General features: G+C 44.2%; 14 protein-coding genes and 1 pseudogene. 12 read left to right on the top strand and 3 right to left on the bottom strand.

The window, feature by feature from the left end; genetic code table 11:
• The first annotated feature begins 41 nt into the window (after positions 1-41).
• On the top strand, positions 42-425 hold the full coding sequence (locus NST22_RS15175; protein WP_003246085.1) for an FxsA family protein: 384 nt from the start codon (positions 42-44) through the stop codon (positions 423-425).
• A gap of 32 nt (positions 426-457) precedes the next feature.
• Here the strand turns inward: NST22_RS15175 and ytvI are convergent, their stop codons facing one another.
• Positions 458-1573 (bottom strand): sporulation integral membrane protein YtvI, encoded by a 1116-nt coding sequence (ytvI, locus tag NST22_RS15170; RefSeq protein ID WP_004399115.1) that lies wholly within the window; start codon positions 1571-1573, stop codon positions 458-460.
• Between the two features lie 96 nt (positions 1574-1669).
• Here ytvI and NST22_RS15165 point away from each other — a divergent pair, with 96 nt between their 5' ends.
• The 10 genes and pseudogenes from NST22_RS15165 to coaE all read left to right on the top strand — a co-directional run bounded on the left by NST22_RS15165 (position 1670) and on the right by coaE (position 13816).
• A complete protein-coding gene (locus NST22_RS15165; RefSeq protein WP_004398695.1) occupies positions 1670-2134 on the top strand; it encodes a DUF441 domain-containing protein in 465 nt (154 codons plus the stop codon).
• A 333-nt stretch (positions 2135-2467) separates the two neighbouring features.
• Complete coding sequence (citZ, locus tag NST22_RS15160; RefSeq protein WP_004398810.1) at positions 2468-3586, top strand: citrate synthase; 1119 nt, start codon at positions 2468-2470, stop codon at positions 3584-3586.
• Positions 3587-3750: 164 nt separating this feature from the next.
• Positions 3751-5022 (top strand): NADP-dependent isocitrate dehydrogenase, encoded by a 1272-nt coding sequence (gene icd / locus NST22_RS15155; protein ID WP_003229433.1) that lies wholly within the window; start codon positions 3751-3753, stop codon positions 5020-5022.
• A gap of 43 nt (positions 5023-5065) precedes the next feature.
• A complete protein-coding gene (gene mdh, locus NST22_RS15150) occupies positions 5066-6004 on the top strand; it encodes a malate dehydrogenase (protein WP_003229437.1) in 939 nt (312 codons plus the stop codon).
• A gap of 211 nt (positions 6005-6215) precedes the next feature.
• Entirely contained in the window at positions 6216-6938 is a 723-nt protein-coding gene (gene phoP / locus NST22_RS15145) for a two-component system response regulator PhoP (RefSeq protein ID WP_003229442.1), read from the top strand.
• Complete coding sequence (gene phoR / locus NST22_RS15140; protein ID WP_004398493.1) at positions 6931-8670, top strand: sensory box histidine kinase PhoR; 1740 nt, start codon at positions 6931-6933, stop codon at positions 8668-8670. The genes phoP and phoR overlap by 8 nt, the downstream gene beginning before the upstream one ends.
• Positions 8671-8913: 243 nt before the next feature.
• Complete coding sequence (gene polA, locus NST22_RS15135) at positions 8914-11556, top strand: DNA polymerase I (protein WP_004398870.1); 2643 nt, start codon at positions 8914-8916, stop codon at positions 11554-11556.
• Positions 11557-11578: 22 nt separating this feature from the next.
• Positions 11579-12409 (top strand): DNA-formamidopyrimidine glycosylase, encoded by an 831-nt coding sequence (mutM, locus tag NST22_RS15130; RefSeq protein WP_003246122.1) that lies wholly within the window; start codon positions 11579-11581, stop codon positions 12407-12409.
• Positions 12410-12556: 147 nt separating this feature from the next.
• Positions 12557-13207: pseudogene (ytaF, locus tag NST22_RS15125) on the top strand (sporulation membrane protein YtaF); the annotation flags it as partial.
• A 15-nt stretch (positions 13208-13222) separates the two neighbouring features.
• On the top strand, positions 13223-13816 hold the full coding sequence (gene coaE, locus NST22_RS15120; protein WP_004398928.1) for a dephospho-CoA kinase: 594 nt from the start codon (positions 13223-13225) through the stop codon (positions 13814-13816).
• Between the two features lie 41 nt (positions 13817-13857).
• On the opposite strand, the gene ytbE is transcribed toward coaE, so the two are convergent.
• The gene (gene ytbE, locus NST22_RS15115; RefSeq protein ID WP_003229455.1) at positions 13858-14700 is read right to left on the bottom strand and encodes an aldo/keto reductase YtbE; all 843 of its coding nucleotides are present in this window, start codon (positions 14698-14700) and stop codon (positions 13858-13860) included.
• 23 nt (positions 14701-14723) lie between these two features.
• Positions 14724-15914: an MFS transporter gene (locus NST22_RS15110; RefSeq protein ID WP_003229456.1), complete on the bottom strand. Its 1191-nt coding sequence runs from the start codon at positions 15912-15914 to the stop codon at positions 14724-14726.
• A 183-nt stretch (positions 15915-16097) separates the two neighbouring features.
• Here NST22_RS15110 and NST22_RS15105 point away from each other — a divergent pair, with 183 nt between their 5' ends.
• A complete protein-coding gene (locus NST22_RS15105; protein ID WP_003229458.1) occupies positions 16098-16478 on the top strand; it encodes a winged helix-turn-helix transcriptional regulator in 381 nt (126 codons plus the stop codon).
• Positions 16479-16634: the final 156 nt, after the last annotated feature.

The raw sequence follows: 16634 nt of genomic DNA, 5'->3' as shown, positions 1-16634 counted from the left end.
TTTGTTGAACAGAACGTGTTACACGTGTGGGGGGCTTGGATATGAGATTTTTGTTTTTGCTTTTTATTGTGTTTCCGGCAATAGAAATCGGTATATTCCTATTTTTAGGAAATCTGATTGGTATTTTGCCGACAGTTCTATTCATGATTCTGACTGGCATTATCGGCGCAGCAGCTGCAAAAAAACAAGGAACCGAAGTGTATTATAAGGTTCAGCGTGATCTTCAATATGGCAAAATGCCGGGAGAAGCGATTGCTGACGGTCTGTGCATTTTCATTGGCGGTCTATTGCTGATGCTTCCGGGCTTTTTATCAGATTTGGCCGGCGCCTGTCTTCTTATCCCGTTTACCCGCGGCTGGTGTAAGCCGATTCTGTTCAAATGGCTGAGAGGAATGTCGAAGAATAAGCGGATCATCATCAAATAAAAAACGGCAGCCATGAAAAAACGGCTGCCGTTTTATTTTTGCTGAACGGTGATATAGGACCATATTTCTTTTAATGCGCCTGTTGTGATGAAAGCTTGGATGATGACGAGTACAGCCGGTCCCGCAATCAGTCCTAAAAACCCGAATAATTTAAAGCCGGCAAACAGGGCGATGAGTGTTGCCAGCGGATCGATCCCGATAGATTTACTTAGTATCTTGGGCTCTGTCAGCTGCCGCTGAATAAGAACGACGAGGTACAGGATACCAATTCCGATTGCTTGGGGCAGCTGGCCCGTAATCGATAAATACAAAATCCAGGGCACAAATACGGAGCCGGCACCTAAGTAAGGGAGAAGATCTACAAGCCCGATTAAAAAAGCAATTGTTGCGGCGTGTTCAACCTTTAAGAGAGAAAGGCCGATAAATACAATCACCATCGTGATGAAAACGAGGACGGCTTGTGCTTTGATAAAACCAGTCATTGCTTTTTTTAATTCGCTGCTGATTGCTTTGCTGTTAGCTGTCACACGATCCGGCAGAATTAAAACAAGCATGGCTTTCAGCTTATGCCAATCCTTTGTCATAAAAAAGGTTGCCAGAAGAGAAAAAATCAGAACCGCCGCCGTATTGGGAAGAAGAGCGAAAAATCTCGGGATCATCTCTAGAATGTGGGACAGCAGGAGCCCGGCATTTTTAGCGGCAGAATCACCGAGTGTCTGGATATGAGTGACGATGGAAGCCTGCTGGTTCGTTTCCAATTCTTGAAACAAAAGAGTTAACTCGTTATAGAGCGGCTGAATATGAGTGGTAAACAATTTTTCGCAATATGAAATAAACGTGCTGATATGCGGAGGCAGCGTTTTTGCTAGATAGGCTGTTCCCGTTACGATTTCGGCTACCAGAATGGTGAGCACGCCGAAGGCTGCGAGCAGAAAAAAAGCAAGAACGCCCAGAACATTTATCGTTCGGGGGAATCCTGTCACTTTGTCCAAATAATCGACAACAGGATGAATCACTGAAGATAGAATAAGGGCGATCAGGAACGGATAAGTTAACGGAAACGAATAATAGGCCGCAGCTATCGACCCTGCGGTCATTGATATGACAAAGAGGGTTCTGAAAAAAATAGTGATATAAGATTGATTCACAAAAACGGTCCTCCTCTCGTCAGCATGTCCTATTTTTTATATGTATTCACGCTGCGGCTGAATATGAATACATTCATCTTAAAGGAGGGATGGCATGTGTTTACACAAGCGAATTTATTTTTAATTTTACTCTTGGCTATCGCACTTATCGCAAAAAACCAATCATTGCTCTTTGCTGTATCCGTCCTTTTGATCATCAAAATCGTTGGGCTTGATCAGAAATTATTTCCGACCATCCAGTCAAAAGGCATTAACTGGGGTGTGACCATTATTACCATCGCCGTTCTTGTCCCGATTGCCACGGGAGAAATCGGATTTAAGCAGCTTGGAGAAGCAATGCGGTCTTCCTACGCATGGATCGCCCTTGGAGCGGGGATCGCAGTGGCGCTGATTGCAAAAAACGGCCTGACCCTGCTTGAAAATGATCCGCATATTACAACTGCTCTCGTGATCGGGACCATTCTTGCAGTCGCGCTTTTTGGAGGAGTTGCGGTGGGGCCGCTGATCGGAGCGGGGATTGCTTATTTAGCCATGCAGATCGTAAAACTGTTCACTTCATAAAAAAAAGCGGCCTTAAAGCCGCTTTTTTTTATGCAAAAACCCGCAAATAAAGGCGTTTTTTCGGGGAAATCACAGAATGGAAAAAAAAAATTATAGGTAAACATTTAACAAATGTCTGATTATTGTTTATAATGAGAATAGGCTTAAACTTAAATAAGCTTATAAGAATTTGTTATGTTCTTTCATAAGCAAAGGGTTTTAGTTCCAGCAGCCAGTAAAATGTAAGCATTTTCTTTTTGGGGGAGAGAAATACTTGCATCGTGCTTTTTAAGTAAGCCTCATGTTTTTACAACACTCTTAAAGGGGAAATTTATTGAAAAGGAGATGTTATATATGACAGCGACACGCGGTCTTGAAGGGGTTGTAGCAACAACATCATCTGTTAGTTCTATTATTGATGATACCCTTACATATGTGGGGTATGATATCGATGATTTGACAGAGAATGCAAGTTTTGAAGAAATCATCTACTTGCTTTGGCATCTAAGGCTGCCAAACAAAAAAGAGCTTGAAGAGTTAAAGCAGCAGCTTGCAAAGGAAGCTGCCGTTCCGCAAGAAATTATTGAGCACTTCAAATCTTATTCCCTCGAAAATGTTCATCCCATGGCTGCTCTTCGGACAGCAATTTCATTACTAGGCCTGCTTGACAGCGAGGCTGATACCATGAACCCGGAAGCCAACTACAGAAAGGCGATCCGCCTTCAGGCAAAGGTGCCTGGCCTGGTTGCAGCGTTTTCCAGAATTCGCAAGGGTCTTGAGCCTGTTGAACCGAGAGAAGATTACGGTATTGCGGAGAATTTTCTTTACACATTAAACGGTGAAGAGCCTTCACCAATTGAAGTTGAAGCCTTCAACAAAGCATTGATTTTACATGCTGACCATGAGCTGAACGCGTCAACGTTCACAGCGAGGGTCTGCGTCGCAACACTTTCTGACATCTATTCAGGCATTACTGCAGCAATCGGCGCGCTGAAAGGGCCTCTTCACGGCGGAGCGAATGAAGGCGTTATGAAAATGCTGACAGAAATCGGTGAAGTGGAAAACGCTGAGCCGTACATCCGCGCTAAACTTGAAAAGAAAGAAAAAATCATGGGATTCGGCCACCGTGTGTATAAGCATGGTGATCCGCGCGCGAAGCATCTGAAAGAAATGAGCAAGCGCCTGACCAACCTGACAGGCGAAAGCAAATGGTATGAGATGTCGATTCGTATAGAAGACATCGTCACATCAGAGAAAAAGCTTCCGCCTAACGTTGATTTCTATTCGGCTTCTGTATATCACAGCCTCGGTATTGACCATGATTTGTTTACACCGATTTTTGCTGTAAGCAGAATGTCCGGCTGGCTCGCTCATATTCTTGAGCAGTATGACAACAACCGTCTGATCCGCCCGCGGGCAGATTACACAGGCCCTGACAAACAAAAATTCGTTCCGATTGAAGAAAGAGCCTAAAGAACCATTGGAGGCTGGCTTGCGTCAATGAGGTTAGCCTCTTGTTCAGAACATCAAAATTGGGTTACACTTTAAATTGAATGTTAGGAAAAATCATTTTATTTTCTATATAAGAAAAATAAAATGTTTTCTAAATATGAATTACATACTGGGAGGTTTTTATTGTGGCACAAGGTGAAAAAATTACAGTCTCTAACGGAGTATTAAACGTACCAAACAACCCGATTATCCCATTTATCGAAGGAGACGGAACCGGTCCTGATATTTGGAACGCGGCTTCGAAGGTTTTGGAAGCAGCAGTAGAAAAAGCATACAAAGGCGAAAAGAAAATTACATGGAAAGAAGTTTACGCCGGAGAAAAGGCTTATAATAAAACAGGTGAGTGGCTCCCTGCTGAAACATTAGATGTGATCCGCGAATATTTCATCGCGATTAAAGGCCCGTTAACGACACCTGTCGGCGGCGGTATCCGTTCTTTGAACGTAGCGCTCAGACAAGAGCTTGACCTATTCGTCTGCTTAAGACCTGTAAGATACTTTACTGGAGTGCCGTCACCGGTAAAACGCCCTGAAGATACTGATATGGTCATCTTCCGTGAAAATACAGAAGATATTTACGCAGGCATCGAGTATGCAAAAGGCTCTGAAGAAGTGCAAAAGCTTATCAGCTTCCTTCAAAATGAGTTAAACGTCAATAAAATCCGTTTCCCTGAGACATCAGGTATCGGCATTAAGCCTGTTTCAGAAGAAGGAACAAGCCGCTTGGTCAGAGCTGCCATTGATTATGCGATCGAGCATGGCCGCAAATCTGTAACACTTGTTCACAAAGGAAACATCATGAAGTTCACAGAAGGCGCCTTCAAAAACTGGGGCTATGAACTTGCTGAAAAAGAATACGGAGATAAAGTCTTCACATGGGCTCAATATGACCGCATTGCTGAAGAACAAGGAAAAGACGCTGCCAACAAAGCGCAAAGCGAAGCGGAAGCAGCAGGAAAAATCATTATCAAAGACAGCATTGCTGACATTTTCCTTCAGCAGATCTTAACGCGTCCAAACGAGTTTGATGTCGTTGCGACAATGAACTTGAACGGAGATTACATTTCTGATGCTCTTGCTGCGCAAGTCGGCGGAATCGGCATTGCTCCTGGAGCGAACATCAACTACGAAACAGGACATGCGATTTTCGAGGCGACGCACGGAACGGCTCCTAAATATGCAGGCCTTGATAAAGTAAACCCATCTTCAGTTATTCTTTCAGGCGTTCTGCTTCTTGAGCATTTAGGATGGAACGAAGCGGCTGATTTGGTTATCAAATCTATGGAAAAAACAATCGCTTCTAAAGTCGTAACTTACGATTTTGCCAGATTAATGGACGGGGCGACTGAAGTGAAATGTTCAGAGTTCGGAGAAGAACTGATCAAAAACATGGACTAAGCAAGGAAAAAGCCTAAAACTAGCCATAAAGGAGAAGAGAGACATGGGAAATACTCGTAAAAAAGTTTCTGTTATCGGAGCAGGTTTTACCGGAGCTACAACTGCATTTTTAATCGCTCAAAAAGAGCTGGCAGACGTTGTTCTTGTTGACATTCCGCAATTGGAGAACCCGACAAAGGGAAAAGCGCTTGATATGCTTGAAGCAAGCCCGGTTCAAGGCTTTGACGCAAAAATTACGGGAACATCCAATTACGAGGATACAGCCGGCTCTGACATTGTTGTCATTACAGCCGGTATCGCAAGAAAACCTGGTATGAGCAGAGATGATCTGGTCTCTACAAACGAAAAGATTATGAGAAGCGTTACGCAGGAAATCGTGAAATATTCTCCTGACTCTATTATTGTGGTGCTGACAAATCCTGTTGATGCAATGACATACGCGGTGTACAAAGAATCAGGCTTCCCTAAAGAGCGTGTAATCGGCCAGTCAGGTGTGCTTGATACGGCAAGATTCAGAACATTTGTGGCAGAGGAATTAAACCTGTCAGTGAAAGATGTGACTGGTTTCGTACTCGGCGGACACGGTGACGATATGGTTCCGCTTGTGCGTTATTCTTATGCTGGCGGTATCCCGCTTGAAACTCTTATTCCGAAAGAACGGATTGACGCAATTGTGGAGCGCACTAGAAAAGGCGGAGGCGAAATCGTGAATCTTCTTGGAAACGGAAGCGCGTATTATGCGCCTGCGGCTTCTCTGACAGAAATGGTCGAAGCGATCTTGAAAGATCAGCGCCGCGTCCTTCCTACAATTGCTTATCTTGAAGGGGAATACGGCTATGAAGGCATCTACCTTGGTGTTCCTACAATTGTAGGCGGCAACGGTCTTGAGCAAATCATTGAACTTGAACTGACAGACTATGAAAGAGCGCAGCTGAATAAATCAGTTGAATCTGTCAAAAATGTCATGAAAGTATTATCCTAATAAAAAGAGAGAAAGGCTTGCTTAATACAGCCTTTCTCTTTTTACTATAAATGAAAGCGCTATCATAAACGTCTTTATTTCTTTTAAAAATGATGTAAAAGGCGAATTGTCGGAATGTCCTGCTTTCGCTAAAATAAAATCATGAAACATGTTAAGATGACATAAAATAGAGAAATAGGATGTCGGGGAATTATAATACTGGAGGCACAGCATGAACAAGAAAATTTTAGTTGTGGATGATGAAGAATCTATTGTTACTCTTTTACAGTACAATTTGGAACGGTCAGGCTATGATGTCATTACCGCCTCGGATGGGGAAGAAGCACTCAAAAAAGCGGAAACAGAGAAACCTGATTTGATTGTGCTTGATGTGATGCTTCCAAAATTGGACGGAATCGAAGTATGCAAGCAGCTGAGACAGCAAAAACTGATGTTTCCCATTTTAATGCTGACAGCGAAGGATGAGGAATTCGACAAAGTATTAGGGCTGGAGCTCGGTGCTGATGATTATATGACCAAGCCGTTCAGTCCAAGGGAAGTAAATGCGAGAGTCAAAGCGATTTTAAGGCGTTCGGAAATAGCTGCGCCCTCTAGTGAGATGAAGAACGATGAAATGGAAGGCCAGATCGTAATCGGCGATCTGAAAATCCTGCCTGATCATTATGAAGCGTACTTTAAAGAAAGTCAGCTTGAACTGACACCGAAAGAATTCGAACTGCTGCTCTATTTAGGCAGACATAAAGGCAGAGTTCTGACAAGAGACCTGCTGCTGAGCGCAGTCTGGAATTATGATTTTGCCGGAGATACGAGAATTGTTGATGTGCACATCAGCCATCTTCGCGACAAAATTGAAAACAATACCAAAAAACCGATCTACATTAAAACGATTAGGGGATTGGGGTATAAACTGGAGGAGCCAAAAATGAATGAATAAATACCGTGTGCGCCTTTTTTCTGTATTCGTTGTCTGTATGATTCTGGTGTTTTGTGTCCTCGGGCTGTTTTTACAGCAGCTTTTTGAAACATCTGATCAAAGGAAAGCAGAGGAACACATTGAAAAAGAAGCAAAATACTTGGCTTCGCTTCTTGATGCCGGCAATCTGAATAATCAAGCAAATGAGAAAATCATTAAAGATGCAGGCGGCGCGCTTGATGTGAGCGCATCCGTTATCGATACAGACGGTAAGGTGCTGTATGGGTCAAACGGTAGATCGGCTGATTCCCAAAAGGTGCAGGCGCTTGTTTCTGGCCATGAGGGTATTCTGTCAACAACAGATAACAAGCTTTATTACGGACTTTCACTTAGAAGCGAAGGTGAAAAAACAGGATATGTGCTGCTTTCCGCCTCTGAAAAAAGCGACGGCTTAAAAGGCGAATTGTGGGGGATGCTGACGGCCAGTCTTTGTACCGCATTTATCGTCATTGTTTATTTTTATTCCAGCATGACCTCACGTTATAAAAGGTCAATTGAGTCAGCGACAAATGTAGCCACAGAACTCTCTAAGGGCAACTACGATGCACGGACGTACGGCGGCTATATTAGGCGTTCTGATAAGCTAGGACATGCGATGAACAGCCTTGCCATTGATCTGATGGAAATGACGCGAACGCAGGAAATGCAGCGGGATCGGCTGCTGACAGTCATTGAAAACATTGGCTCCGGGCTGATTATGATCGACGGAAGAGGCTTTATTAATCTCGTAAACAGGTCTTACGCCAAGCAGTTTCATATCAATCCGAATCATATGCTGCGCCGTCTTTATCACGATGCATTTGAACATGAAGAAGTGATCCAGCTTGTCGAAGACATTTTTATGACGGAGACAAAGAAATGCAAGCTGTTAAGACTGCCGATCAAAATAGAACGGCGTTATTTTGAAGTGGACGGCGTTCCGATTATGGGGCCGGACGATGAATGGAAAGGAATTGTGCTCGTTTTCCATGACATGACGGAAACGAAGAAATTAGAGCAGATGAGGAAGGATTTTGTGGCCAATGTTTCTCATGAGCTGAAAACACCGATTACGTCCATAAAAGGGTTTACGGAGACGTTATTGGACGGGGCGATGGAAGACAAAGAGGCGCTTTCTGAATTTCTCTCTATTATTCTTAAGGAAAGCGAAAGGCTTCAGTCTTTGGTTCAGGATTTGCTCGATCTCTCAAAAATCGAGCAGCAAAATTTCACGCTCAGTATCGAAACGTTTGAGCCGGCCAAAATGCTTGGTGAGATTGAAACGCTTCTGAAGCATAAGGCGGATGAGAAAGGCATCTCCTTGCACCTGAATGTCCCGAAAGACCCTCAATATGTATCTGGTGACCCGTACAGGCTGAAACAGGTATTTCTTAATCTCGTAAACAATGCATTAACCTACACGCCTGAGGGGGGCTCCGTGGCTATCAATGTAAAGCCCAGAGAAAAAGACATTCAGATTGAGGTTGCCGATTCTGGAATCGGAATTCAGAAAGAAGAAATTCCGCGCATCTTTGAACGCTTTTACCGTGTAGATAAAGACAGAAGCAGAAATTCGGGCGGAACCGGGCTGGGCCTAGCGATTGTCAAGCATTTAATAGAGGCTCATGAAGGGAAAATTGATGTCACAAGCGAGCTTGGACGGGGAACTGTCTTTACCGTGACGCTGAAACGGGCCGCTGAAAAGTCCGCCTAATGTTTACAAAGGTTTAACAATATCTTCATGCACTGTTAAACCTATGCTGGTAGGATGTAGTAGAACCCCTTCATCCAAGGAGCCAATTTTGACGGCGGGAACCTATTTGTGTTCCCGTCCTTTTTTGTGTCTTCTCTTATAGTTCACGTATTTTCCTTTCAAATTGAACTTTGTTAAAATAAGAGGAGCTAATGACTATGTAAGAGATGAATGGAAGCCTGAGGCTTCTTAGGAGGAAATTGAATGACGGAACGAAAAAAATTAGTGCTTGTAGACGGAAACAGTCTGGCTTACCGGGCGTTTTTTGCATTGCCGCTGTTAAGCAATGATAAAGGTGTTCATACGAATGCTGTATACGGCTTTGCGATGATTTTGATGAAAATGCTTGAGGATGAAAAACCGACGCACATGCTGGTTGCGTTTGATGCCGGGAAAACAACATTTCGTCACGGCACATTTAAAGAATATAAAGGCGGCAGACAGAAAACCCCGCCTGAGCTTTCCGAACAAATGCCGTTTATCCGCGAGCTGCTGGATGCCTACCAGATCAGCCGCTATGAACTGGAACAATATGAAGCGGATGATATTATCGGCACACTGGCCAAATCGGCTGAAAAAGACGGATTTGAAGTTAAGGTTTTCTCAGGAGATAAGGATTTAACCCAGCTGGCAACGGACAAAACGACAGTTGCCATTACGAGAAAGGGAATTACCGATGTTGAATTTTACACACCGGAGCATGTCAAAGAGAAATATGGGCTTACGCCTGAACAAATCATTGACATGAAGGGTCTGATGGGCGATTCCTCAGATAATATTCCGGGTGTGCCCGGCGTCGGAGAAAAGACTGCGATTAAGCTTTTAAAACAATTTGATTCCGTTGAAAAGCTGCTGGAGTCCATTGACGAGGTGAGCGGAAAGAAATTGAAGGAAAAGCTTGAGGAGTTTAAGGATCAGGCATTGATGAGCAAGGAGCTTGCGACAATTATGACGGATGCTCCGATTGAGGTATCTGTTTCCGGCCTGGAATATCAAGGCTTTAATCGTGAACAGGTCATTGCCATCTTTAAAGATCTTGGCTTCAACACGCTTCTTGAACGGCTTGGAGAAGACAGTGCAGAAGCAGAACAGGATCAATCGTTGGAAGACATTAATGTCAAAACAGTCACAGACGTGACAAGCGATATATTGGTTTCTCCATCCGCATTTGTCGTTGAACAGATTGGCGATAATTATCATGAAGAGCCGATCCTCGGATTTTCGATCGTAAATGAAACGGGAGCTTATTTCATTCCGAAAGACATTGCCGTTGAGTCTGAGGTGTTTAAAGAATGGGTGGAAAATGACGAGCAGAAGAAATGGGTCTTCGACAGCAAGCGGGCCGTTGTCGCTTTGCGCTGGCAGGGCATTGAGCTGAAAGGAGCCGAGTTTGATACGCTCCTTGCGGCTTATATCATCAACCCGGGCAATTCATATGACGACGTTGCGAGTGTGGCTAAGGATTACGGCCTGCATATCGTTTCAAGTGATGAATCAGTTTATGGAAAAGGAGCAAAACGGGCAGTGCCGTCAGAAGACGTACTGTCTGAGCACCTTGGCCGAAAAGCGTTAGCGATTCAAAGCCTTCGGGAAAAGCTCGTTCAAGAGCTGGAAAACAACGACCAGCTTGAACTGTTTGAAGAGCTGGAAATGCCTCTTGCGCTTATTCTTGGCGAAATGGAATCAACTGGCGTCAAGGTCGATGTTGACCGTTTAAAACGGATGGGTGAAGAACTGGGTGCGAAGCTGAAGGAATATGAAGAAAAAATCCATGAGATTGCGGGAGAGCCGTTTAACATCAATTCTCCGAAACAGCTAGGCGTCATCTTATTTGAAAAGATCGGCCTTCCTGTCGTAAAGAAAACGAAAACAGGCTATTCTACGTCTGCCGATGTGCTTGAAAAGCTGGCTGACAAGCATGATATTGTCGACTATATTTTACAGTACAGACAAATTGGCAAGCTTCAATCAACATATATCGAAGGGCTTTTAAAGGTGACGAGACCGGATTCGCATAAAGTGCACACGCGATTTAACCAGGCCTTAACGCAAACTGGCCGTCTCAGCTCGACTGATCCGAACCTGCAAAACATTCCGATCAGGCTTGAGGAAGGGCGGAAAATTCGCCAAGCTTTTGTGCCGTCTGAAAAAGACTGGCTCATTTTTGCAGCCGATTATTCACAAATCGAGCTGCGGGTGCTTGCCCATATTTCAAAGGATGAAAATCTGATCGAAGCTTTTACTAATGATATGGATATTCACACGAAAACGGCAATGGATGTGTTCCATGTCGCTAAGGATGAAGTGACATCTGCGATGAGACGCCAGGCGAAAGCGGTCAACTTTGGCATTGTTTACGGGATCAGCGATTACGGTCTGTCACAGAACCTCGGCATTACCCGGAAGGAAGCGGGAGCATTTATCGACCGCTATCTGGAAAGCTTCCAAGGCGTAAAAGCGTACATGGAAGATTCAGTACAGGAAGCGAAACAAAAAGGATACGTAACAACGCTTATGCATCGCCGCCGCTACATCCCTGAGCTGACGAGCCGGAACTTTAATATCCGAAGTTTTGCGGAGCGGACGGCCATGAATACGCCGATTCAAGGAAGCGCCGCTGATATTATCAAAAAAGCCATGATTGACATGGCTGCCAAGCTGAAAGAAAAACAGTTGAAAGCAAGGCTTCTGCTTCAAGTACACGATGAATTGATTTTTGAGGCGCCAAAGGAAGAAATTGAAATTCTTGAAAAGCTTGTTCCTGAAGTGATGGAGCATGCGCTTGCATTAGATGTGCCGTTAAAGGTGGACTTTGCATCAGGCCCATCTTGGTACGATGCGAAATAAACAGAGATAGGAAGTGATGGATGTGCCGGAATTACCAGAGGTTGAGACGGTCCGGCGCACTCTGACCGGGCTTGTAAAGGGAAAAACAATCAAATCGGTAGAGATCAGATGGCCGAATATCATCAAACGGCCTGCCGAACCGGAGGAATTTGCGCGAAAACTAGCAGGAGAAACGATACAGTCCATCGGAAGACGGGGAAAGTTTTTACTGTTTCATTTAGATCATTATGTTATGGTTTCTCACCTTCGAATGGAAGGAAAATACGGTCTTCATCAAGCCGAGGAGCCTGACGATAAACACGTGCATGTCATATTCACGATGACGGATGGAACCCAGCTCCGGTACAGGGATGTGCGGAAATTTGGAACCATGCACTTATTTAAACCGGGAGAAGAAGCGGGCGAGCTCCCGCTTTCTCAGTTAGGGCCGGAGCCGGATGCAGAAGAATTTACAAGTGCGTATTTAAAAGACCGGCTTGCGAAAACAAACCGCGCTGTCAAAACTGCCCTACTGGATCAAAAAACGGTAGTTGGACTCGGGAACATTTATGTGGATGAGGCTCTTTTCAGAGCGGGTGTCCATCCCGAGACAAAAGCAAATCAATTATCAGATAAAACAATCAAAACCCTTCACGCTGAAATCAAAAACACTCTGCAGGAGGCGATTGATGCGGGCGGAAGCACAGTCCGTTCATATATCAACTCCCAAGGGGAAATCGGAATGTTCCAGCTGCAGCATTTTGTGTACGGAAAAAAAGACGAGCCATGCAAAAATTGCGGAACGATGATTTCGAAAATTGTCGTTGGAGGAAGAGGCACGCATTTTTGCGCAAAGTGCCAGACAAAAAAGTAGCATAATGCTTCATTGTCCAAGCTGTCGGTGCATATATCAGTAACTCTGGATTAAGGATGCCATTTTCGAAACACGGATTTTTCACTTTCCCATATATATGATTGTGATGAATCCCGGGCATTTCACATCTGATACAAGAGCACCAACAGAAAGGAAGAAACGGATATGCAAATGGTTTCTATACTGCTGCTGGCGTTGGCTGTCAGCTTGGACAGTTTTTCAGTCGGATTTACGTACGGATTGAGAAAAATGAAAATACCGTTTAAAGCGATTTTGGTTATCGCCTGCTGTTCCGGTGCTGTCATGTTTATATCCATGCTGATCGGAAGCTTTCTCACGAAGTTTTTTCCTGTATATGTGACGGAGAAGCTTGGCGGTTTGATATTGGTTGGAATCGGTGCGTGGGTTCTGTATCAATTTTTCAAACCGGCAAAAGATAAAGAATACCTATTGCATGAAAAAACACTGCTTAATCTAGAGGTTCGGTCATTAGGAATTGTGATTCATATTTTGAGAAAACCCATGAGTGCGGATATCGACAAATCGGGTGTGATCAACGGAATTGAGGCGGTCTTATTGGGATTTGCCTTATCGATTGATGCCTTTGGAGCAGGTATAGGCGCAGCCATTCTCGGTTTTTCGCCGATTGTGATGAGCATCGCCGTGGCAATCATGAGCTCGCTGTTTGTATCAATTGGAATCAATGCCGGCCATTTTCTGTCTAAGTGGAAATGGATCGATAAAATGGCGTTTTTGCCGGGGCTTCTATTAATCACGATTGGGCTCTGGAAATTGTAAAAAGGAGTGGATCTCTTGACCTTAGTCATTGGTTTAACGGGAGGAATAGCTAGCGGCAAAAGCACGGTAGCCAATATGCTGATTGAAAAAGGAATAACAGTTATAGATGCAGATATCATTGCAAAACAAGCGGTAGAAAAAGGGATGCCGGCCTACCGGCAAATCATTGACGAATTCGGTGAAGACATACTGCTCTCAAATGGCGATATAGATAGAAAAAAGCTTGGAGCGCTGGTATTTACAAATGAACAAAAACGTCTCGCTTTAAATGCAATTGTTCATCCCGCAGTCAGGCAGGAAATGCTCAATCGCCGTGATGAAGCCGTTGCAAATCGGGAGGCATTTGTTGTATTGGATATCCCGCTATTGTTCGAAAGCAAATTGGAATCATTGGTTGATAAAATTATTGTGGTCAGTGTGACAAAAGAGCTTCAACTGGAACGTCTGATGAAGCGCAATCAGCTGACAGAAGAAGAAGCAGTCAGCCGTATCCGCTCTCAAATGCCCTTAGAGGAAAAAACAGCAAGAGCAGATCAAGTCATTGATAACAGCGGCACGCTTGAAGAGACCAAAAGGCAGCTTGATGAAATCATGAACAGCTGGGCATAATACAAAAAACACCGTTCATATTGAACGGTGTTTTTTGGCCATTAAAAATCAAAGTTGTCCGGATCAGGACCGACGCGCAAGTTTTCATTCAGTGCATCGATTCGGTTCATGTCATCCTGCGTTAATTCAAAGTCAAATACGCTTGCATTTTCTTTAATGCGGTGTTCCTTCGTTGATTTAGGAATCGTTATAATGCCATGCTGCAGATCCCAGCGCAAAATAATTTGTGCGACAGATTTATTATATGTTTGAGCGATGTCAGCCAATACAGGGTGATCCAGCAGCTGTCCCTGCATTAAAGGTGACCAAGCCTCCATCTGGATGCCCTGATTTTGGCAGTATCTTATCAACTCTTTTTGTGTGAGGCGCGGGTGAAATTCCACTTGGTTAATCATAGGCTTAATTTCAGCTGCCGTCATCAGATCTTCAAGATGGTGAATTTGGAAGTTGCTTACGCCAATCGCTTTGATACGGCCTTCTTTATACAGCGTTTCAAGCGCTCTCCAAGCTTCTTTATACTTTCCTTCTACAGGCCAGTGGATGAGGTATAGATCCAAATAATCCAGACCGAGTTTGGACAGACTTGTTTCAAACGCGGCGAGTGTTTCTTCGTAGCCTAAATCCGCATTCCATACTTTCGATGTGATAAACAGATCCTCTCTTGAAATGCCTGCTTCTTCAATGCCTTCCCGAATCCCTTCTCCGACTCCAGCTTCATTTCCATAGATTGCTGCAGTATCAATACTGCGGTACCCGTGAACAATGGCAGTTTTAACTGCGTTTACCAGTTCAGATCCTTCTTCCACTTGGAACACGCCGAGGCCGAACCAAGGCATTTCTACCCCATTATGAAGTGTTGCTTTTGCTTGTAAATGTGTTGTCATGTTTATTTCCTCCTTTAAAATTGTCAGGCTTCCTGCCGATCTCGTTTTTCCATCAAGCGGCTCCAGCCTGTTAAAATGACTGCACCGACCACCATTAATCCGCCTATCCAAGCGGTATGAATCAATCCGATTGAATCGGTGATCACACCGCCAAGGTATGACCCAAGCGCGATCCCTGCATTAAAGGCAGCGATATTCATCGCGGATGCGACGTCAACTGCACTCGGGACAAAACGCTCAGCCAGCATGACGACATACACCTGAAGGCCGGGCACGTTCATAAAGGCCAGCAATCCCATACAGAGAATGGTAATGAGCCCTGCTGCTTGATACGGGGCTGTAAATGTCAGTACGAATAGAACGATTGCCTGTACGATAAACATATAGAATAAAGCGGCAATCGGATTTCGGTTTGACAGCTTTCCGCCAATCATATTGCCGATAGCAATAGCTATTCCGTATCCGAGCAGAATCACTGCAACAGTCCCGGCTTTGAAGCCTGTTACTTCCTGAAGCAGGGGAGACAGATACGTGAACACAACGAATGTTCCTCCGTATCCAAGCGCTGTAATGACAAATAAAAGCAATAACCGGCTGTTTGTCACAAGCTTCAATTGATCCCGCATCGTTGTTTTCGTCCCTTTTCGTAATTTGGACGGTACAAGAATGCCATTTGTAATGAAAGCAATGATTCCGACGGCGATAATGACCATAAAGGCGAAACGCCAGCCGAACTGCTGGCCGATAAATGTCCCAAAAGGAACTCCGGTTACAGTTGCCACAGTGAGGCCAGTAAACATAATTGAAATCGCGCTAGCCCTTTTATCCTCCGGGACAATATCCGCTGCGATTGTCGAACCGATCGACATAAACACACCGTGCGAAAATGCCGATATCACACGTGCTGCTAGTAAAATCCCGATGCTTGAAGCGGTTGCTGCCATCGTATTACCGGCAATAAAAATAAACATGATCCAAAGCAATAGTGTCTTACGTGACATGCTTGAGGTCAATGAAGTTAATATAGGTGCCCCAAATGTAACGCCGAGCGCATAAAGGGAAACGGTCAATCCTGCTGTCGTGACGGGAATATCCAGGTCATCAGCAATGAGCGGCAAAAGGCCGACACTGATAAATTCAGTTGTCCCTATTGCGAATGCACTTACGGCCAAAGCCAGTAGTGCAGGAATATTGCTTTTATTGGCTGAAGTCATGATGTTCCTCCTTTGTAAGATGTGTTGTATGATTGAAATTCTGCCGAGTAAGCTATATAAATAAAAAAGAGCAGATTCAAATCAGCCGGCAAATGTGATTATGAAACATATCGTTAAGAAATAAAAGTACGTACTTTGAAGTGCTATAGTCACTTTTTGGTGCCTGTGAGGAGAATGGATTGTATGGAGAAGAAAAAATATAACATTTCTGTTGAAGCGACTCTTGAAGTGATCGGTGGGAAATGGAAATGCGTCATTTTATGCCATCTGACGCACGGAAAAAAACGCACAAGTGAATTAAAACGCCTAATGCCCAATATCACGCAAAAAATGCTGACTCAGCAGCTGCGCGAGCTGGAAGCGGACGGTGTCATTAACCGAATCGTATATAATCAAGTTCCTCCCAAAGTGGAATACGAGCTCAGCGAATACGGCCGCAGCTTAGAAGGGATTTTAGATATGCTGTGTGCTTGGGGAGCGAATCATATTAACAGAGTGTACGGGGATACATTTTCTGTGCTAGAAGAAAGTGTGCTCAATGATAAGTTAAAACAGGAATCATAAAGCATGAGGGCAGTCAGTGCGGAGCGCTGGCTGCTTTTTGGTTCTTACGCCTGATATTCTGTGCAAGAAAACATAAGATGCATCATAAATTAGCGTTATAATCGTTGATTTTTATCAATATGTACTGGCGAATTTGTTTTAATGTGTTATACTAAT

This window comes from Bacillus sp. PS237, from assembly GCF_037963345.1.
GTDB lineage: Bacteria > Bacillota > Bacilli > Bacillales > Bacillaceae > Bacillus > Bacillus subtilis.
The sequence above is the reverse complement of the archived record's forward strand: the minus strand, read 5'-3'. Positions and strand labels throughout refer to the sequence as shown.